At 41.1% G+C, this 19,703-nt stretch carries 20 protein-coding genes; 13 read left to right on the plus strand and 7 right to left on the minus strand.

Features of this window, described 5'->3' with window-relative positions; genetic code table 11:
* Positions 1-10: 10 nt before the first annotated feature.
* Positions 11-1,333 (plus strand): RagB/SusD family nutrient uptake outer membrane protein, encoded by a 1,323-nt coding sequence (locus L1283_RS04900; protein ID WP_313490848.1) that lies wholly within the window; start codon positions 11-13, stop codon positions 1,331-1,333.
* A gap of 56 nt (positions 1,334-1,389) precedes the next feature.
* Here L1283_RS04900 and L1283_RS04905 read toward each other — a convergent pair whose 3' ends face one another.
* Together L1283_RS04905 and L1283_RS04910 are read right to left on the minus strand one after the other, a co-directional pair.
* The gene (locus L1283_RS04905) at positions 1,390-1,803 is read right to left on the minus strand and encodes a hypothetical protein (protein WP_147281976.1); all 414 of its coding nucleotides are present in this window, start codon (positions 1,801-1,803) and stop codon (positions 1,390-1,392) included.
* Between the two features lie 311 nt (positions 1,804-2,114).
* Positions 2,115-3,086 carry a helix-turn-helix domain-containing protein gene (locus L1283_RS04910; protein ID WP_429625912.1) on the minus strand — a complete coding sequence of 324 codons (972 nt, stop codon included), beginning with the start codon at positions 3,084-3,086 and terminating at the stop codon, positions 2,115-2,117.
* 326 nt (positions 3,087-3,412) lie between these two features.
* Between L1283_RS04910 and L1283_RS04915 the strand changes: the two genes are divergently transcribed.
* From L1283_RS04915 to L1283_RS04950, 8 genes are all read left to right on the plus strand, one after another.
* Positions 3,413-3,541 carry a hypothetical protein gene (locus L1283_RS04915; RefSeq protein ID WP_262511799.1) on the plus strand — a complete coding sequence of 43 codons (129 nt, stop codon included), beginning with the start codon at positions 3,413-3,415 and terminating at the stop codon, positions 3,539-3,541.
* Positions 3,542-3,627: 86 nt separating this feature from the next.
* Positions 3,628-4,551, plus strand: coding sequence for a hypothetical protein (locus tag L1283_RS04920; protein ID WP_313261841.1), 924 nt, complete (start codon positions 3,628-3,630; stop codon positions 4,549-4,551).
* A 179-nt stretch (positions 4,552-4,730) separates the two neighbouring features.
* Positions 4,731-5,759: a hypothetical protein gene (locus L1283_RS04925; protein WP_429625914.1), complete on the plus strand. Its 1,029-nt coding sequence runs from the start codon at positions 4,731-4,733 to the stop codon at positions 5,757-5,759.
* Between the two features lie 26 nt (positions 5,760-5,785).
* Complete coding sequence (locus L1283_RS04930; protein WP_313261845.1) at positions 5,786-6,559, plus strand: LytR/AlgR family response regulator transcription factor; 774 nt, start codon at positions 5,786-5,788, stop codon at positions 6,557-6,559.
* 69 nt (positions 6,560-6,628) lie between these two features.
* Positions 6,629-6,907 (plus strand): hypothetical protein, encoded by a 279-nt coding sequence (locus L1283_RS04935; protein ID WP_145328136.1) that lies wholly within the window; start codon positions 6,629-6,631, stop codon positions 6,905-6,907.
* A gap of 313 nt (positions 6,908-7,220) precedes the next feature.
* A complete protein-coding gene (locus tag L1283_RS04940) occupies positions 7,221-7,799 on the plus strand; it encodes a hypothetical protein (RefSeq protein ID WP_281047749.1) in 579 nt (192 codons plus the stop codon).
* 3 nt (positions 7,800-7,802) lie between these two features.
* Positions 7,803-8,255: a DUF5675 family protein gene (locus L1283_RS04945; RefSeq protein WP_201639822.1), complete on the plus strand. Its 453-nt coding sequence runs from the start codon at positions 7,803-7,805 to the stop codon at positions 8,253-8,255.
* A 23-nt stretch (positions 8,256-8,278) separates the two neighbouring features.
* Positions 8,279-8,584, plus strand: coding sequence for a hypothetical protein (locus tag L1283_RS04950; RefSeq protein WP_286727775.1), 306 nt, complete (start codon positions 8,279-8,281; stop codon positions 8,582-8,584).
* Positions 8,585-8,805: 221 nt separating this feature from the next.
* On the opposite strand, the gene L1283_RS04955 is transcribed toward L1283_RS04950, so the two are convergent.
* Positions 8,806-9,975: a homing endonuclease associated repeat-containing protein gene (locus L1283_RS04955; RefSeq protein WP_286727777.1), complete on the minus strand. Its 1,170-nt coding sequence runs from the start codon at positions 9,973-9,975 to the stop codon at positions 8,806-8,808.
* A gap of 594 nt (positions 9,976-10,569) precedes the next feature.
* On the opposite strand from L1283_RS04955, the gene L1283_RS04960 reads away from it, so the two are divergent.
* Complete coding sequence (locus tag L1283_RS04960) at positions 10,570-11,637, plus strand: Fic family protein (RefSeq protein WP_429625917.1); 1,068 nt, start codon at positions 10,570-10,572, stop codon at positions 11,635-11,637.
* A gap of 102 nt (positions 11,638-11,739) precedes the next feature.
* Here the strand turns inward: L1283_RS04960 and gldM are convergent, their stop codons facing one another.
* Complete coding sequence (gene gldM / locus L1283_RS04965; RefSeq protein ID WP_088159909.1) at positions 11,740-13,275, minus strand: gliding motility protein GldM; 1,536 nt, start codon at positions 13,273-13,275, stop codon at positions 11,740-11,742.
* A 30-nt stretch (positions 13,276-13,305) separates the two neighbouring features.
* A complete protein-coding gene (gene gldL / locus L1283_RS04970) occupies positions 13,306-14,118 on the minus strand; it encodes a gliding motility protein GldL (protein ID WP_088159910.1) in 813 nt (270 codons plus the stop codon).
* Between the two features lie 824 nt (positions 14,119-14,942).
* Between gldL and L1283_RS04975 the strand changes: the two genes are divergently transcribed.
* On the plus strand, positions 14,943-16,028 hold the full coding sequence (locus L1283_RS04975) for a mechanosensitive ion channel family protein (RefSeq protein WP_232475655.1): 1,086 nt from the start codon (positions 14,943-14,945) through the stop codon (positions 16,026-16,028).
* A 124-nt stretch (positions 16,029-16,152) separates the two neighbouring features.
* Here the strand turns inward: L1283_RS04975 and L1283_RS04980 are convergent, their stop codons facing one another.
* Entirely contained in the window at positions 16,153-16,494 is a 342-nt protein-coding gene (locus L1283_RS04980) for a HipA N-terminal domain-containing protein (protein WP_208734241.1), read from the minus strand.
* A 6-nt stretch (positions 16,495-16,500) separates the two neighbouring features.
* Complete coding sequence (locus tag L1283_RS04985; RefSeq protein ID WP_070570037.1) at positions 16,501-16,791, minus strand: helix-turn-helix domain-containing protein; 291 nt, start codon at positions 16,789-16,791, stop codon at positions 16,501-16,503.
* 280 nt (positions 16,792-17,071) lie between these two features.
* Here L1283_RS04985 and L1283_RS04990 point away from each other — a divergent pair, with 280 nt between their 5' ends.
* Together L1283_RS04990 and L1283_RS04995 are read left to right on the plus strand one after the other, a co-directional pair.
* Positions 17,072-18,142, plus strand: a complete 1,071-nt coding sequence (locus L1283_RS04990) for an endonuclease/exonuclease/phosphatase family protein (RefSeq protein WP_429625920.1) — start codon at positions 17,072-17,074, stop codon at positions 18,140-18,142.
* A 724-nt stretch (positions 18,143-18,866) separates the two neighbouring features.
* Complete coding sequence (locus L1283_RS04995) at positions 18,867-19,697, plus strand: helix-turn-helix domain-containing protein (RefSeq protein ID WP_313261858.1); 831 nt, start codon at positions 18,867-18,869, stop codon at positions 19,695-19,697.
* The last annotated feature ends 6 nt before the right edge of the window (positions 19,698-19,703 follow it).

Genomic DNA, 19,703 nt, shown 5'->3' on the forward strand with positions numbered 1-19,703 from the left:
CCTATTTTGTATGGCTTCATGTAATAAATTTCTGGAGGATAAAACAAATAAAACAAGTACAGTGCCATCCACATTGGAGGATTTGCAAGCTTTGTTAGATGCAGGAAATCAGCTGAATCTCGGAAGTTATCCTTTTTTCTTGGAAGCTTGCACGGACGATTTTCTCCTTACGGATGCTGGTTATAATAATCTTGATGTGTTTGACAGACAGGTGTATACCTTTCAAAATCCAGAAATATATTCGGCAACGGAGAAATTGATATTATGGCGGGATGCTTATAAGGCCATTGCTGTTGCCAATACTGTATTAGACGAATTGTCGGATATTAAAATTTTAAAGGGCCTCGATCCTGACAATATTAAAGGACAAGCACTATTCCATCGAGCTTTTATGCACTTTATACTCTTGCAGATATATGCTGCACCCTTTGATCAAAAAGGCAATAATAATGTACCGGGAATACCCATCAAGTTAAGCTCAGATATCAATGACAAAACCAAGCGGTCAACAGTAGGGGAATGCTATCGTTCGGTTATTCAGGATTTGGAGGAAGCAGCTGGCTTGCTTCCAAATGAATTAGGGATAGTGACACGACCTAATAAAATTTCGGCTCATGCTGCACTCTCAAGAGTCTACATGGCGATGGAAGATTACGAAAATGCAAAGAAATATGCTGAATTGGTCTTGATACGGTACGATAAGTTGATGGATCTTAATACAATGAGTGTAGATGCATCTTTTCCTTATCCAGCTATGAATGCAGAAACTTTGTTTTTTGCGTACTCAAATGGTACAACCATGTTTGGTGGAAGCAGAGGCTCCTATATGACTGATGATTTATTGAGTAAGTATGATACTCATGACTTAAGGTTTCGGGCGAACTATAAAAAAGGGACCGATGGACGCTACACGTTTAAGGGTCATTACGTAGGTTCGGGAACCTACCTTTTCTTTGTTGGACTTACAACTTCTGAAGTCTTATTAAATGCTGCTGAAAGTAATACGCGACTGGGCAATGCGACGCTAGCTAAGCAACAACTCAATGAGCTCTTACAAAATCGGATTGAGAAGCAATTCTTTGTGCCAATAACGGAAAGTAACATCGAAGTCTTATTGAAGACAGTTATTCGGGAAAGGCGCAAAGAATTCGTCCGCAGAGGGCTAAGGTGGTCGGATTTGAGACGGCTAAATAAAGACGAACGTTTTAAAAAGGAAATCGTTCGCAAGGTCACGATTGACGGAAAGATTCAAGAATTTAGCCTGAAGCCCATTAGTAAAGACTATATTTTTAATATTCCCATTGAGGTTAAAAATATAACTGGGATAGAATAGATAAGAAAATAGCGAAGAGTAGTTCCTTCGCTACTTTCTTTGAGCTATAGCTTGAATTAAAACGGCCTGAAATCGGTGACAGTTTCATTTGGTGTTTTACTACTATTGGCAGTGCTGATGCGGAGCGCGATAGTTGTTGGGGTAGATGATCCTGAAGGAGTAACAAGTGCCGTCATATCGGGTTGTGAGGGATTTGATGGATTGGCAGGGGCATTGATCTGACAAACAGTTTGTTTAGCACCTTCACATTCTTCACTTGGCCCCAAGCTGTATTTGCTGGGATCGGTAGGAGAGTCTGAGGATGTGCCATGGTATGACCATACCTGATTCGCCGCTATTATCTTTACTTCTTTCTCTCCTTTAACTTCTTTTTCACTTTGAATACTTTGCGCATTTGCACTCAACGAAATTCCTAATGCCATCACACCAATGCTCATGGTGCCGATGATTCTTTTTGCTAATGTTTTCATTTCTAATGTTTTTAAGTTTATTATTGTTGCTTATCCTTATTATCCTCCTGGATCGGCCGTGGAGGTGTTTCCTAATGACCGGACGGGCATCTCCCTGTCCTCCGATCTGTTATCTTATACCAAAGTTAGCGCAGTAATTTTCGAAAGATGTTTGAATTTTAGGTAGGCCGTTGTATGATTTTTTGTGCGGTGGTGCCCCGTCTTTTCTTCGAGTTTGTATTTTTATTCTTTAGTGGAAGAGCGCATTTTTGGGACGAAATGTCTGATACAAGGGACGAATGCCGAATATTGGGGATAAATAGGCGGTTTTATTATTTATATGCGCTCGGACAGACGCCCGTATGTTTCCGAAAAAAAGCTGAAAAATTCTGCTGGGATCCGTACCCGCAATAATTGCTGACTTCTTTAACCGAATGTCCTGCCAGCAATAACTCTTGTGCTTTAAGGATAAGATGCCTAGTCCAGGTCTGTTTCGGACTTTCACTATAGATGGCTTTATAGATTTTGTTCAATCTGCTCATGTCTACCTGCAGCTGTTCTGCAATCGCATGAATGGAGCAGCTGCTAAAAGTCTGCGTCACCTGATCCCTAATCATTCTCTCGGCCCTTTCGGCTAGGAATTGATCGGGATCTATCTTTTCATAGTGTTCAAAATTTTTATAAATGGCGATATCAAATAGGTCATAGACAAGTTTTACAGCCATAGCTTCATTGTCTTTATGATAATTGAAAAAATGCTCTTCAATTCTAGAAAGCTGATAGCTTGTCTTTTCTTTGATTGGCCATAGTGCACTTTGGTAGAGCCGCTTTTTGTCGCGTAAATGTGCTGTACTGAATTTAAATAGAAAATGGTCTTCTTTAAATATTGCTGATCGAATATACCCTATATCGACCAGAACTCCATAGATCAAATATTCTCCCTGCACCAGAAGCGTTTGCATCTTCCCTTTGGGAATATAGGCATAAGTATCATATTCAGAAGGGAGCTGCACGTGACTATTATTTGCTGTATGTTCTATGTTAATGGTCGAAACGGAATGCCTATTATACAGCAGATGATAATCGGATTTATCGGTTTGCACGGACAATTGAAACGTTCTTTGCACGTGGGCCTGCACGCGATAAAATAGGACGCTATGGTAATCAATATATTCTTCTAGCAATTGGATGCTCGCATCCTCATAGCGCTGTAACTGTGAATCGGGAAGCTTGGGCAAAAATGCTCTTACTTGCTTGGTAAATTGGGGCACCTGGGGCAATATAAAATGAAAAGTTTTGATCATTGGATATGCAGTTAATCAGGTTTTATAAAAGGCTCAATCCATGTTTATAAAAGTAAAATCGAGGTTTGAGAAATACTTAAAAAAATGATAGATGACCGATTTCTATCGAAATCATGCAAAAAAACAAGGATATCTGACCTCTTTTCTTATCCCTTACCTCGGCGAAGGCAATTAGCTTTCTTTTTGGGTAACATATCATTCTTTTCCTCTTTTTTAAGGATTTCAGCCATATTTGATCGTTAGCTAATACAATTTTAGTGCATGTACAGCCAGCGGGAGTGGCCTGACCCGTATCGTTGCAGGCCGATGTTTAATTCAATTCAAACATGAACGACAACATACAGACAAGTGATCTTATCGTCGAACTGGGGTTAACTTTGCCTCAGATGATGCAACTATTTCCGGAAATGGGAGATGTCGTTGACGATGAAAAATGCTGGGTAGAAATACCTTAACGCTAATTCAGCATCGCTTTCCGTCGGAAGGCGATGCTGTTCACTGATTGAATAATAACCTAATTTTTTTCTAGACCACAATTTAAATGAACAATAATCAATTGACCAAACCGTTTTGGTTTGCCAACGTATGGAATTTTTTTCCGGAATTTACGGTAGAAGATCTTGAAATAAATTACCTGAGATGGAGCGCTTACCGAAAGTCTTTTGCCAAGATGCTGCAACCCGTCCAACTGGACCGAATGCTGGACGCCTTTTGTCTTGAAATGCTTCCAACAGATCTTACGGGGATTGTCATCTCCTTCCATTATGGCCCATACCGTCTGATACCGCGCTATCTGCTTGCAGCAGGCTATAAAATCTCTGTGCTAGCTTCGCCCGGTATCATTAAAAAGGAACAAAAAGAGACTGAACTCCTGATGCAGCTAAACAATCTCGAAGCAGATAGCCTGCGCTATATCGATGCTTCAAGACGTACAGTACTCAAAAATATACTTTCGGACCTAAATGAAAAGCGTTTGGTGCTGGTATACCTTGATGCGGACGAAGGGGTGAATCGCCTAGCTGCTAAAGGGACCCGATCTTTGCTTAAGGTCCCCGTCGCAGCTAGTGGACTGTATTTCCACGCGAGTATCGCCGAGCTTGCCTTCCGGTTTCATATTCCCCTCTCTTTTCTGCTGATGGAAAAAAATGAGAACAATGGACTGTGGAATCTGGCTTTATCAAAAGGGCTGCGCTGTAAAAGAGCGGAGCAACCTGATGGGTTTATGAAGAGGTTTAAGAGAAAACTAAACACGACGATAAACCGCATTGTCATGAAGGAATGGACAGCATGGGAAAACTGGCCCTTGATTCATTTTTATCGTCCGGATCTTGAAGAGAAAAAGGTCGTTTCACAAGATGCACTCACGTGGGTAATGCCTATATATTTACAAGAACGTGCCTTTTTTTTCGACGTGAAAAATCGTCAATTTTTCGAACTAAAAACGGATAATTTGCTAAAAGGGTAAAAATTATGAAATGAAGTAAGTGAGTTGATGTGTAATTTCTTGATAGGGATGGTGTTTCCTTTTGACGAAATATTATTTTTAATTAATTTATTCTTTACGCTTTGTTTTTTGTAATTTAAGTGTTCAAAGTACACCAATTATAGAAAAAACAATTTAGCCATCGTTTAAAATAGGATATAATGGAAGATAGACGGACCAAAATAACCCAGTTTTTCACGCGGAGATACATCTTATTTTTTATCGGAACAGGATTCTTGCTGCTGCTGCTGCTCAAAATGAATATTCAGGTTTGGCATCGATTGACCATGCGACATCTGTTGGCCTTAACCGGACCATACTTGTTTTCATTCGCGATGTATTGGCTGGCGATAAATTTATTGCAGTTAAGTTCTATTTATCTTAAACTGGTCATACTGCTTGTGCTAGGCTGCTGGCAATACCTGAGTATAGATTTCTGGGTGTATTATACCTACTCGTGGCTTCCTGCTCACGGCATTTCATTTGCCGGAAAACTGACGGATTATCATTTGATGCAATTCCACAATCGGATCATGGTAGGCAATTTATTGGTACTGGGGACAGCCTTAATTGTACACAGCGTTTTTAGAAATTGTTCCTATTGGCTAAGGTTTCAATTGCTCACCATGGAATTGGATGCCGGCAGGCTGGCGGGACGTCTCTCTAAGCATTTCGTGAAAGAATGGATCAAGATCGTGCAGCATAACAAATTGCTGCACCGAAACGATACACTGGAACTATTTCGATACATCATTGCAGTGACGGCAAACCGGAAAGTCAAAGTAGCTATTGCCGAAGAATGGAAGCAGCTTAAGGTGATGGCTTCCTGTTTTACAGACCGCCTGATGCTATTTAAGGGGGAAGAAGTCCTCTTTGCGACCGATTGGAGCCGCTCTATCATTGCTGCATCCATGCTCTCGTGGTTTGAAAATGCCCTGAACTATAGTCCTCGGGGAGCACAGGGTCAAATTATCATGGAATGGACGCGGGTAGATGGTCAGTTGCATTTCCAGATGATTAATTATGTTAGCGGAAAGCGCTCAGCGGGGCATACAGGGGTGGGCAATAAGTTGCTGCAGGAACTATTCGATGCGGTATTGCCCGGAACATATCGGATTGAATATCGCGAACAAAATCCCATTTTCAGCGTCCAGCTTACGCTGCTCCAAAACTACCGAAAAGTGATTTAACTGAGTATTTTATAAAATAATGCCATATGCCAATAATCCCTATTCTTATCGTTGAAGATTTTCGACCTGATGCTGAAAAATTAAAAACTCTTTTAGAAGAAACAGATTTGGATCTCCTTATCGATGTGGCGGATAATAAAAAAGATGCCTTACGGAAAATCAACTCCGGCAAGTATGATGTGCTTTTTATGGATGTTGTGCTGGATCAAAGGGCCGACGATACCTTGCTCAATGGAATGGATCTTTACCAGTCTATCGATGCTAAGAAAAGACCTGAGGTCGTATTTGTGACGGAGCATGAAGCGTTTTCGCTGCGCTCTTATCATTTGGATGCGGCCGACTTTATGCCCAAACCGGCTACGTTTCCGATGGTCTGCAGAGCGCTAGAAAATGCTTTGCGCCGTTTGGCTGTTCCGATCAATCTTAAATGTGTGCCACAGCCTGAATTCGCCTTTATCGAAATGACCGATAAAATGTGTCAAAGGGTACAGTTTAGTGATATTTACTTCGTGCAGAAAGTGAAAGGGGACAATGAGCTGGCTTTTTTCGAAAGAAATATGAGATTGGATGGGTTTGGCAAACCAGTGCCGCGAAAGGCAAAAAAGACCATTAAAGAGATTGTTGATTTTCTACCGGCAACCGAATTTGTTCAGGTGGATCAATCGACCCTAGTCAATATGAACTTTATTGTTTCCTTTTTGAAGCGTAAAATTGTGATGAGCGAGGGCCCTCAGCGCTCGTTCGCCGTGACCCGCAGCTATATCAAGGAACTCCGGCAGAAGCTGCACGTGATCGAATGAGCAGACGGATAGTAGGGATGAATTAAACTGAATTAATAAACCGAATGATAGTCAAAATAAACTAAGATTATGGAAAAATTTTTTGAAGAAGTAAGATCCGAACTACGCGCGCTCGTACAGGCGGTGCAGGTGATCGCCAAGGAAGCGCGCCAGGTAAGCCAAAACCTGATCAATACAACGTCCGAACTATTGGATAATACCGATATAAAAGAATTACTGCATATCAGGGATACCAAATTGGGGCAGATCAAACCCCAGCTCCCAGGCTACAATCTGGACGGTAAGGATTATTACTTTAAAAATGAAATCATTGCCTATATTAAGGCAAACCCTAAAAAGTACAAGTAGCGTGGAAGAGACAATTGCCCGGATTTTAGAAGTGCCGGATCTGGGCAATTTTACGCTTCACTCTAGCTTGACACAAGAAACACACTACCTCGACTAAACGATCACCCTACCTTAGCCCTTGTTAAGCTCAAGGATAACCCATGTGCAGGTGTCGTATTTAAGCGTTTTCCATCGTATTCTACCGTATTTCACCGCAGTTACCTGTAGCTATTGACATCGCTTGCTTTCGAGTGCATATTTGTATCGTCAACGCAATGATGGGCGCCCTTTGTTGTGACGGTCAACAGATTATTTAACATTAAAAACACAAGTAATGGCAAAATCAAAAGGTAATGTCGTCATGGAGGGAGCATCAGGGACAGTAGGCAAGATGCTCGTATTTCGGCAACGTGGCGATCAGACAATCATCGCCCGTAGACCGACTTTTCAAAATAAAAAAGCACCCACAGTTAAACAGCTTGATGTACAAAATCGCTTTATGGATGCTTCGTTGTATGCACGTACGGCGATACAGGATCCTGACCTAAAGGCGGCCTACCAGGCCAAGGCTAATATCAACCAGACCGCCTTCAATGTAGCCTTTAAAGATTACTTTACGGCACCGGTCATTCGTCGTTGGGACGATAGTGGTTACCAAGGCAATGCCATGGATCAGATTTTATTTATGGTAAAGGATGTGATGAAGGTGGTGAAAGTACAGGTCGGAATTTTCGATGCAAATGACTTGGAGCTGGAAGTAGGGATGGCGCAGGACATGGACGGACAAGGGATATCTTGGATGTACCAGGTGCAGGCCGATAATTCGAATTTCGAAAACGCGAAGTACCGGGTAACCCTAACGGATACGCCCGGGCATGAATATACCTATGAATTAGTATATGGCAATCCGTAACGTATGGAACTGACACTCAAACGTGTTCGGCAGGGGAATAATAGTACCCTGTCCGAACTCTACATCAACGGAACCTTCCAGTGTTATGGTCTTGAAGACACCGTGCGCGATGTAAAGATAAAGGGCCGGACAGCTATTCCTGCGGGAACCTACAAACTCGGGATCAACAGGAAGGGCGGGATGAATACCGCTTACAAAAAGCGCTTCCCGGATATGCACGAGGGGATGATCGAAATTAGTGCTATCCCCAATTTCAGTCTCGTTTATATTCATATCGGCAATACGCATGAAGATACGGAAGGCTGCCTGCTGGTCGGAACCTATTTTCATAAAAGTAATGACGATTGGGGTGTCTATCAGTCGGCCGAAGCCTATAAACAGTTGTATGAGACAATTATTGAACAGGTAAAAATGGGGCAAGTCACCTTAACGATCGAGAACAAGTTTACAGCCTAACGCGAGTTAAATACAAATGAGATATGAAAAAAATCATAGATAAAATTACAAAGGTCCTACAGGTGATCCTGCTGGCGCCTGTTAAGTTGCCAAATAAGGCGTTGAATATCGCTAAATATATCGCGCTCGGGCTTGGTATTGTGGACTCGGTCCTGGAAAAGGATACGGGCGAACCAGCGACAGAAGAGCGGACAGCTTCGGCAAATATGCCGGACGGACGGAGCCAAGTTGATGTACTGGATTATAGCCCACAGGCTGATCATCCCGATATGGATAAAAAGGCGGTTAAACGGACCCGCGGGAAAGGAGGGGCGGATGCGCTGGAGTGATGTTAAACTTTCAACAATTGGCGGCACTATTTGCGGGCTATGGGCTTCGTTCTCCGTGGGCGGACTATTGTACAGTGCATTGACTGCCCTTGTCGGGACACTCGTCAGCTTTCTATTGAGCCGATGGTTAAATCGTATGTTCAGGAAGAAATAGCTTGTATTGGACTCCACCAGAATTAGAATCCACCTTAAAATGAACTTTTTAAGGTGGATCTTAATCTTTAACTCTTTTTTGCGTATCGTGGTTTTTTGAGGATATTGCGTAGCTCCTCTTCGGAATATGCTTTGCTTCTTGCTGGTATTAGTTCGAAACCGCAGACCAGACGTAGTCCATTCATATTAAAAAAACGACTTTCGTAAATATCTCTGGTGTAGCCTGTTAGTTCGGTTAGTTTTGAGCGTGGCATACCGTTGGTGTAACCATGTTCGATACTTTTACGTTTATAGAGGTCGGCTAGCTCTTTTTTGCTCAGTTTGCACTTACAGGGGGACTGGCGGGCTGGTTTCAGACCAACGGACTGCAAAAATTTATTGAGTGGAAGGCCTGTTTTCCAGACCATAGCCCCTGAGGTAACCCCCATTTTGGCTTCTAGTTCCTTAGTCGTTGGTGTGCGCTTCAGTTCTTTTGCCAAACTCAGATAATGATCTTTTATGCTGAATTTGGTGACAGGAATTTTTGTTCCGGCTATATAACATAAATTATTCCATCCGAATTTTTCTTTAATGTACCACACGGATGGGTAATTATCGGGTTTAAGGCGTTGGTAATCTTTGTAATATTTAATTTTATGTTTTTTTATCAACCTGATCACATTTTCTTTCGCCTCAGATTCCGTCATGGTGGTTATTCTAAAGTAGGCGTTCAATCCTGCATATTCAAGGACGTCGGCCCATTTATTGACTTTAAAATGGGTAATGTATGATTGATCATTATATAGTCCATTTTTACGGAGACAGTCTGAAATAGTTGGGGAGCGATGGTGTTTGATATAGAATCTGACCAGTGAATTTTTGAGTTTTCCGATAGATGGTACCCGACGGTCATTGGGATCAAAACCTCCCGCTGCAATAAATTTGTTCCATGAGCCGAAATATTTATTGATGCTTGTGGCTTTTGATGAAAACTCCTTGTTCATCGGTATGCGGCCCTGCTCATTGTAGAAGTCGTTTAATAAGGCCAATAATTCGGGTTTAATTTGTTCGGGCGTCTTGTTTACATTGGGTTTAAGACCAGCCTCAAGAATAAAATTGTTCCAGGTGCCAAAATGGCGCCGGGCAATTGTATTGATATTTTCCATTTCACGGCGTACAGGGGAGCGTCCATGCTGCCTATAAAATTCCTGCACTTTTGAAAAAGCATCTTGTATTATCTTCTCCTCAATAGGTGTCAAATTGTATTTCTTTTTAGTGGTTTTAACTATGGTTTATTTTATTAAATATAATGATTGATTTTAAAGACATAAAATTTTACTGGTAGAATTGTGTTCATGTTCGAACGAGAACTAATGTCAACCCTGCTGATACTTCTTTCGTGCGGACGATGCTACCAGAGGTACAGCTGTAAATTGAGGGGTGAATGGCAAATATGAGGGGTGAACAGTAAATATGAGGGGCGAATGACCACAAAAAACAAATGCCCCTGTTTCTACGCAGGGGCATTTGCTTGTTAAGTAGATGTAGGTCGGTTACATTAATTTGCCGTCAAAGCAACGGCGTTGAGCTGTCTGGAAGTTTAATCTGTACCGACAGCTACTATGTTGTCGCGGATCACGAGGGTGCCTGAATACCGCTTTAAGGTCTAAAATAGGTATTACCTTAAAATGTAATGTTTTTTAAGGCGATGAATCTGCTAAATAGCAACTTTAAGGCCTAAAATAGGTATTACCTTAAAATATAGTGTTTTTTAAGGTAAGCTTGGTATATTTGTCATATGGCATTATATTATTAGTCCCGATAGAAATACCCCATGGAATGGGCTTCCTGAATTGCCGATAGCTCCCGAATACTATCAGACTGTCCAAATATATGCGCAACTGGGAAATGCTAAAGCGGCAATAGGCCGTCTACAGGGGGAAAGTATTGTCATACCAAACCAGGGTATTTTAATCAATTCCATTAGTTTGCAAGAGGCTAAGGCTTCGAGTGCGATAGAAAATATCTTTACGACAGACGATGAATTGTATCAAGCATTCAGTGAGTCTCAGCAGCAACAGATACAAGGAGCCACCAAAGAAATTCTAAATTATCGCGAAGCACTGTGGGATGGGTATCATTATCTATCCAATGGGGGAATCATTGACCGCGATTATTTTATCCGCATGTATCGCATCGTTAGTCAGTTCTCTGACGGTATAAGAACGCCCATTGCACAGATCTATATCAAGCAAGGGGGATCTGGACCAAACGCAGGAATAGCACATTATACGCCCCCAAGAGGGATAGGATTGGTAGAACAAAAGCTGGATAATTTAATTGAATTTCTCAATAATGATACAAAATATCCTTTGGATCCACTTTTAAAAATGGTCATTGGACATTTCCAGTTTGAAGCAATTCATCCCTTCAGGGATGGCAATGGCCGTACGGGACGTATATTTAATAATCATTATCTGACACAGAAGGGCTTGCTCGATTACCCCATCTTATTTATGAGCCGATATATCATGGAGCATAAAGAAGCGTACTACGATGGTCTTGCTGGTGTTTCTCAGCGGGGTAACTGGAAAAATTGGATTTTGTATATGTTGAAAGCTGTAGAGGAAACCGCGATATTGACCTATAACAAAATCAATGATATTATTGCGGCCAAAGATGCGATATTAGATGCTATTGTCCAAAAAGGAGATATAATGCGGCCCGAACTCTTGGTAGAAGCTATATTCACGCAACCTTTTACACGTGTTAAACACTTAACGGATCAGGGGGTCTATGCCGAAAATACGGCTCGCAAATATCTTGATCAGCTCTCCGATATAGGCGTACTCGAAAAACGTGCGGTGAGCCGTAACGTGTATTACCTAAACCTAGAATTATATCGCATTTTATCTGAATAAAAAAACCTGCTCCCAGAAAGAGCAGGGCTTACGTTTGTTAACAACTGCCCCTGCATTCTATGCAGGGGCAGTTGCTTGTTAAGTAGATGTAGGTCGTTTACATTAATTTGCAGTCAAAGCAACTGCATTGAGCTGTCTGGAAGTTCCATCTGGACCCACAGCAACGATATTGTCAAAGATGACGCGTGTGCCAGGTACAATTCCATTTAATGCAGATGACATGCTTGAACTCAGTTGCCCGCCCGAAGTCGACAAAACGATGGCGTCTGCGCGTGGTTTGGCAATAATCATGGTAAACTTGGTAACTTTAAAGGTAGCATCAAAGTCAAAGTTATCCAGTTTTGCAAAAAGAGCATTCTGCGCTTTAAGTGCCACAGTAGCCATCGAACCGCCTGTTTTACCAGCAAACTTGGCAATAGGATCCGGAATGCGTTTCACACGGAATTCTGTCGAACTCAGGGTCTGTGTTTTTCCAGGTGCTACCTCCGCGGATACTGAAATATGTGCTGTACCCGGTGAACTTACCTTCACATTATATTTACCACCACCGGCACTGGAAATACTACCACCACTCATACTGACACGGACTTTATCTGTGGGAGTACCCGGCGCGGATACCGAAATAGGGTTGTTCACACCGATATAAAGTACATTCATTTTGTCTGGCGATACGACCGCTGAAGGACGTGCAACTTGGTAGGTTTGTACAGGGGTCCGATATTCTTTGTAGGATCCATCGGTTTGTTTTACTTTGATCACACCGGTCCAGGTATAGATACCTTCCCGACTGGTATTGACCGAATAAACACCTTTTCCATCTACCACCTGAAGTGATGATCCATTAACAGAAATGGCCGGTTCAGATTTTGAATCGGATGCCGTCAAAAACACTTCGGCTTTATAAGGTTGCCCTTGGACCAAATAGGAGGTCGGGGCAACAGCAACTGCTGCAAATTTGTCTAAGTTCACAACGGCCTGATCCATTTTACCTAAAATAAGTTTGACCACGTCGGACTCTGCATTCTGTGCATCGGTCTGAATTTTGGTTAAAATAGTCATCGCTGCGGTCAAAGGTGTACCACTGCCGAAATTAATTTCTTCCCAGGATTTTTTACCGTTTATAGATTTCTCCGGATCTTTAGCCTCCAAAGAGAACGAGACCATCTTTTGTTCTTCAGGTGTCAGTAGGGCCAACAGTTTGGTACGTGTTGAATTGATTTTGTCTTTTAAGACGGTTCCTTTTTTCTCATTGATCATCAGATTCGGTGAAATGTCTTCGTTTTCACGTTGGGCCAGATCGCCCTTTTCTTCATCGTATCCACCACCTTGTTTAACGAACTCTTCTTTTAAAGAACCAATATATTGATTGAGTTCTCCAATAATAGCCTGCGCTTTTTTTGCCTTGTCGTAGATTGGTTTGGCACGTGCGGGTTCTTCTTTTAACTTGGTGTTTTCGAACGCGGCGAACAGTTGTTGAACGGCTGTGCTCACATTCGATTTGGATGTTTCGAGACTGTTATTGATATTTTTGAATGCATCCAAGATGGAATCCGGTACATTGAGCGCCAATAAGGCGAGCAGGACCAGATAGAGGATGCCAATCATCCTTTGTCTTGGAGTTTCTCTTCCTAATGCCATTGTTTTTGATTTAAGTAATACAAGAATTAATTACACACGCGGCTGATTCATCGCGCTCAACATGTTGCCATAAATGGCATTCAAGGCATTGAGGTTTTTTGCTAGCTTGCCCACTTCATCTTTAAATGCTTTGGAATCATCCAGCGATTCGTTGAAGTTCTGCATAGTAAAGCTTAGGTTCTCATAAAACTTGTTCATCGATTGTAAATGTGAGGCCGAATCGCGTAACTCACGTTCATACATCGCATTTAATTGGCTTAGGTTGGTTGTCAAACTTTTTACCTGTTCGTGGTAGTTGGACGTATCGCCAGAGGTATTCGACATGGCGACTAGGTTTTGCGAAGCTTTTTCAAACGCTAGGCTCAGGTTATCAAACTTAGAAGTTGCTGTTCGGAGCTTATGGGTGAATTCTTCTGTCGCAAGTGAAACATCGGACAGCTTATTGATAGCGGATACTTTTTCGCTGAAATCACGTAGGCCACGACCGAGATTTTCAATGCTTGCGGGTTCAATATTTGCATCGGCGAACATTTTGTCCAAAGCAGCTGTGGCCGATGGGCCTGCAGGTTGGGCAACCACAGTTTTTCCTCTTTGAGGTAGCTCCCCAGTAAAATTATCGTCCAATTCAGGATAGACACGTGTCCAGTCTGGTTCTGCAGGAGGGGGATTAAAGCCCATTAAAAAGAATAGGAAGGCTTCTACAGCCAAACCGATTCCGATCATATAATTGGCTGTGGTGCCACCGATATGTAGAATCTTAAATAGTACCCCAATGATGACGATACTCGCTCCCCAGGATATGGCCACATTTAGCCATCTAGAATTGTCTTTTTTCTTGCTCATTGTTTATCTATATTGTTGGTTTAATTTTTTTTGGAAAGTTTGATGTTCCGCATCTTTTAAATTTCTTAATAAACGGAGATTACCTCTTACATAGTATATTTAAGTAATGCACTACATAAAGTTAGTCACCTGTCTGTCATTGGCTCTTTGGGCTCAAAAAACATACCAAAAGGCTGTTCGAGGATAGTCTTATCTGTTAATGCTGATAATTTAAGTTAAGGGGATCAAATTCTTGGACATATTTGTGGTGATTTGCTAGAGATTGATTGGATTTTGCTGTAAAGAATGTTCAAAGAACATATTTTTTGATGGTTAAATATAAAATAAAAAAAAAGGTTTTCAATCGGGGAGATGAAAACCTTTAAATAACCAATTATAAACCTATTAAGGTGTTGTAAATATAGGGTATATTATTGTTTTTTGCAAAATTTAATCTGTTTTTTATTTGTTTTTTTTGATAAAAATTTATTTTTATTTGATTTTTCACTTCTTTTTGCCTCTATTTCTTTTGTTTTAGCATATAATTGCTCTTTTTTTCATTTTATTTTTCCGTTTATGCTTATTAATATTGTTTTTTTTGGTTTTATCACTTAATATTATTGTGTAATAATGTTTTTTTTAATTTTTATTTTGAAGAATTCTTGATTTTTGGGATTGTGCATGTCTTTTTATTATGGCGTATCAACATTCATGTGCTTAGCAAAGTGCATGGCCGTATTCTTTGCTGTTTATTTAACCAATCTTTCTCAAAATAAAACAAACGTTAACCCTGCTGAGCAGTTATACTTTAATAAAGACAAGTGTTAACACAAAGAAAGAACAGTATGATGAACGAAACATTAATTCAACTTTCACAGAAATGGCCCGCATGGCTCTGGAATATTGCATTAATTCTATTTTCATTTTTGATTGGTATTTTGATTAAGCTGATATTTATTCCTTTATTGCGCAGGCAGGCCATTGAACAGGAATCGTATTCCCTTTTCCGTTCCTTTATCCGTCGCTTTAACCGTGTGTTGAGTGTATTTATCCCATTAATTGTCTTTAACAGTTTGTTGCCTTTCGCACAATTTAACGAAAGGACCCTCCGCGTCGTGACCAAAACCAATGAACTTTTATTGGTCGGTTTCTTTGCTGTTGTGCTGATACAGGGGATTAAGGTTTTTGAAGATTATCTCTATCATCGTTTTGATATCAATAAGGAGAATAACCTGCGCGAACGAAAGATTAGAACGCAAATCGTCTTTATCCGGAAAGTGGTCGTCACCCTCATCATCGTAATTTCTTTGGCGATTATCCTATTAAGCTTTGATAGCATGCAGAAAATCGGTGCTGGCTTGCTTACTGGCGTGGGGGTTGGCGGTATTATCATCGGTTTTGCTGCACAGAAGTCCTTGGGAAATTTACTTGCTGGCTTTCAGATTGCTTTTACACAGCCTATCCGAATGGATGACGTCTTGGTTGTTGAAGGGGAATGGGGGCGTGTGGAGGAAATCAATCTCACTTACGTAGTAGTCAATATCTGGGACAAACGCCGTTTGGTATTGCCCATCACCTATTTTATCGAAAAACCATTCCAAAATTGGACACGTACGACTTCTGAAATATTGGGTACTGTATTTATCTATACAGATTTTACCGTACCTGTGCAGCTATTGCGTGAGAAATTGACAGCCTTACTTACCGGACACCCCCTTTGGGACGGTAAAGTCAATGTGCTTCAGGTAACGGATTTTAAAGAGCGTACCATGGAGATCCGCTGCCTGATGAGCTGCCGCAATTCGGGGCAAGCTTTTGACCTGCGTTGTTTTATCCGCGAGGAGATGATAGCGTATATCCACACGAACTTCCCGAATGCGCTAGCCAGGACAAGGGTGGATTATATGGAGAGCGAGCAATTGGGTATTTAATAGCTGAGGAGCGCTTGATAAATGATGGTCTCTTGAAAATAGTAGGGGTAGGTGATGGATGATCTAGAAATGTGTTTTAAATGCTCTACTCATTAATTCTTTTTCTGCTCTTGATATGCCAATCTTATCTGCAAATCAATATCATACAAGAAGGGGGCTTTTCGCCACGCCCCTTTGCCAACTGAGCATCGCGTCTTTTCATGAGTGTTCGCCCCCAAGTGTCGGGCATACTGTCTAGAAATATACCGAAGTTTCCTTTTTCGCTAGCATATTGTGTTCCTGAAAAAAACTGTATTTCAGGGTCTAAGATTTGAAGTTGCTCCGATTTCAACCATATTTTATCGTATTCAAAACTGAATGCCTTTTTACCTTTAGCAAAATGTGCTGAGAGGGTCCCTATAAGTTTAGGCTCCGCCATCCCTTTCCAGTGCGCATATACGTATATATCAAACTTGTTGTGTGCCATTGATTGCTACTTTAATAATTCGAGATCTTGTAGTTTTCTTCCTAAATCATCGTCTGCTGCTAATTGCAAGACATCATTTTGTAGCCCCAATACTCGGAGCACATTTAAATATGCGCCAAATGCGACGCTTGTATCTCCTTTTTCAATAAGGTATAAGGTTGAACGCGCAATTCCAGCTCGCTCTGCAACTTGAATAGTTGTTAATTTACGACGCTTTCTTGCTAACTTAATATTTTCGCCTACTTGTTCCATAAGTTTGGCTAACTTAGGGAAAATGATTTGTTTCTTAGAGCTCATATATTATTTTTGTTCGCTATTATAAACAAAAGTAGTTAAAATGATTGAAATAGCAATCATTTTTTATTTTTAGCTTTGTTTTATCTAAGCTGTTATATTCGGGAACAAATGATTGCGTATATCCACACGAACTTCCCGAATGCATTAGCCATGACACGCGTGGATTATATGAAGGGCGAGCAATTGGGTATTTAATAGCTGAGGAGCGCTTGATAAATGATGGTCTGTTGGAAATAACCGTAATTTGTTTAAGTTTGTTTAAAATGTTTGCTCGAACGATATGCTGATTTTCTATACTGTTTTCTCAGGGTTATTAATTTTACTGAGTATATTACCCTTTGCCCAAAGCCAGCATTGGATCTTTCGGGTAGCTGAATTTGTGAAGCTGCAGCTGCTGGTATTTCAGGTGCCCACATTGGCTTTGGGCTTTTATCTTGTGACTGAAGACCCCTGGCTATGGTGGTTGCAAGGTGTACAGTTGGCGTTGATTGTATACCATGCCTATCTATTGATACGTTACACCAAATTTTGGCGTCGCGAAAAATATGAAAAGGGCAAGGATGCATCTGATAGTATCAAAGTGATCTCCTGTAATGTACTGCAATTCAATACGGCTTATGATCGCTTTATTGACCTTATAAGGGAAGAAAAGCCAAATATCTTTTTGACCATGGAAAGTGATGCCGCATGGGAAAAAGCCTTACGTGTACTGGAAAAGCCTTATCCCAATTTTGAGAAGGTTACGCTGGACAATACCTACGGAATGCATTTTTATACCAATCTGAAGATCAACAAATGTCAGGTGCATTATTTTGTAGCAGATGATATTCCCAGTATTGAAGCTGAACTGGAAACTGCCGATGGACATCGTTTTATCTTTTTTGCTGTGCATCCACCGCCGCCGAGTCCGACAGAAGAGGAAACTTCCAAAGAAAGGGATGGCGATCTGCTCAATGTGGCTAAACGGGTGCGCGATTACAAAATGCCCGTAGTTGTCACGGGAGATTTTAATAATGTGGCCTGGGCCAAATCTTCGCTCTTGTTCAAGAAAACCAGCAGATTGATCGATGCACGCATCGGACGTGGCGTTCTTTCCACCTTTCATGCCAATTATTGGTTTTTCAGAGTGCCTCTGGATCTATTGTTTCATAGTCCAACCGTATTTATCGACAAATTGTTTATTTATCCTTCTGTTGGGTCCGATCATTTTCCGATGGGCTGTACATTCTTTATTGATCGCTACTCCGAAGAGCAGGCTGAAGATATTGAACATTTGGAAGCTGGGGATATGGCCGACGTCAATGCGATGATTGCTGATGGAAAAGAGGAAGTAAGTGATAATCGGTGTTAACGGTTAATCGTGCCAACATTTTGCGCTGCATTATTGTATGTTTGGTCGGGCTTATGATCAATATATCTTAAGGAATTATACCTTGCTATTTCTTTACTGAAGCAGGAAAAGAACATTCCCAAGTCTTTCCATATTTCACATCGAGGTTTGTGATATGGAAAACAATAAACTTACATCTCGGTGCTTGCGCGCATGTTTATTTATATGTGCCCTCGCCACTTCAATTGCTGGCCTTGCCCAAGAAAATAAATCCCTGCCCGATAAAGTACATCATGCCGAACCTTTATATAATGATCTTGTACGGGATCTTGGCGCGCGGAAGGGGGAGAAGGACAGACAGACCATTTTATCGGTATTGAGGTCAATCAGGAAATTTCTTCCGATGAGATAAGAACAATTTTGCATCCCCAGATTAAGTTAGGACTTAACAACAAATTGGCTATCGGTATGGCTGTGGGATTGCCTCTTAGTGGCAAAGAAAAAACGCTTAATGGCTTTTGGAGGCTGATCTATCAATTATAATTTGTGAAAAATAATGTATGAAATGTGCTTCTGATGACGGGAATACCTGCTTCCTTACCATAAGGTTGCCTTGAAAATGAAGACAGATAAAACTGTGATACAATATGAGGCGAGTTTTTGTGTTCGGGATTTATTTACTAAATTGCTTCACGCCTAAGCACGTAAAATGTTTTTCAGGCATTACATGCTGTAAATAATTATTATGGAATTTGGAGTTCATCGGGTTATTGGTGTAGAACGGGAGTCTTCGGAAATTAAGGATGCAACAGCAAAAGAGAACTATGTCGTTCTTTTTGTGTCAAGTGGCGGCTGTAGCATGCAGATCAATAAACAGATCGCTGAGATTGAGGAATATAGTCTAGTTTTGATTCCGCGCGGGATACAAATCGAAGCCAACACAAATGAACAGCGCCCATTTTTGATTATCTATTTTTCGGAAAGTTTTTTTGCACGTACCGAGGTTGATACGGCCTTCCTTCGAAACTTCAAGTCATTTAACAGAAGTGAATATACCTATCGAACACTTAGCGTGCCCAAAGAATACGCGACCTACTATGAATTTGTAGGCATGCAGCTGAAACTGTCTAAGCAGAATTATAATCAGGCAATTTATCGGGATTTGGCACATAATATCGTGAAGCAGATTGTGCTTCTGGCGGCTATATATGCAGAAGATCGTCAATCGGGCGAACTGCTGGGGCAGCGGACGGAAGTATCATTGGTGCGACGTTTTCAGGAGCTTGTTGAAAAACATGTAAAAAAGGAAAAACAGGTTGCTTTCTACGCGGATCAATTAAATATAGGAAGTAAAAAATTGACCAATCTCACCAAGGAGACGCTAGGGGTGACGCCGAAAGGAGTTATTATGGAAGAATTACTGCGGATTAGTAAAAAGCTAATCGTTGAATCCTCCCTCAGCATTAAAGAGATTGCTTGGGAACTTGGATATACTGATGTCAATAACTTTAGCGCCTTTTTTCTGAAAGAAACAATGGTGACACCAACAGAATACCGAAAGAGTAATCAGCAATAGTAGGTA

Origin of the sequence: Sphingobacterium sp. HSC-15S19, assembly GCF_050433745.1 — a bacterium.
Taxonomy (GTDB): Bacteria; Bacteroidota; Bacteroidia; order Sphingobacteriales; family Sphingobacteriaceae; genus Sphingobacterium; species Sphingobacterium siyangense.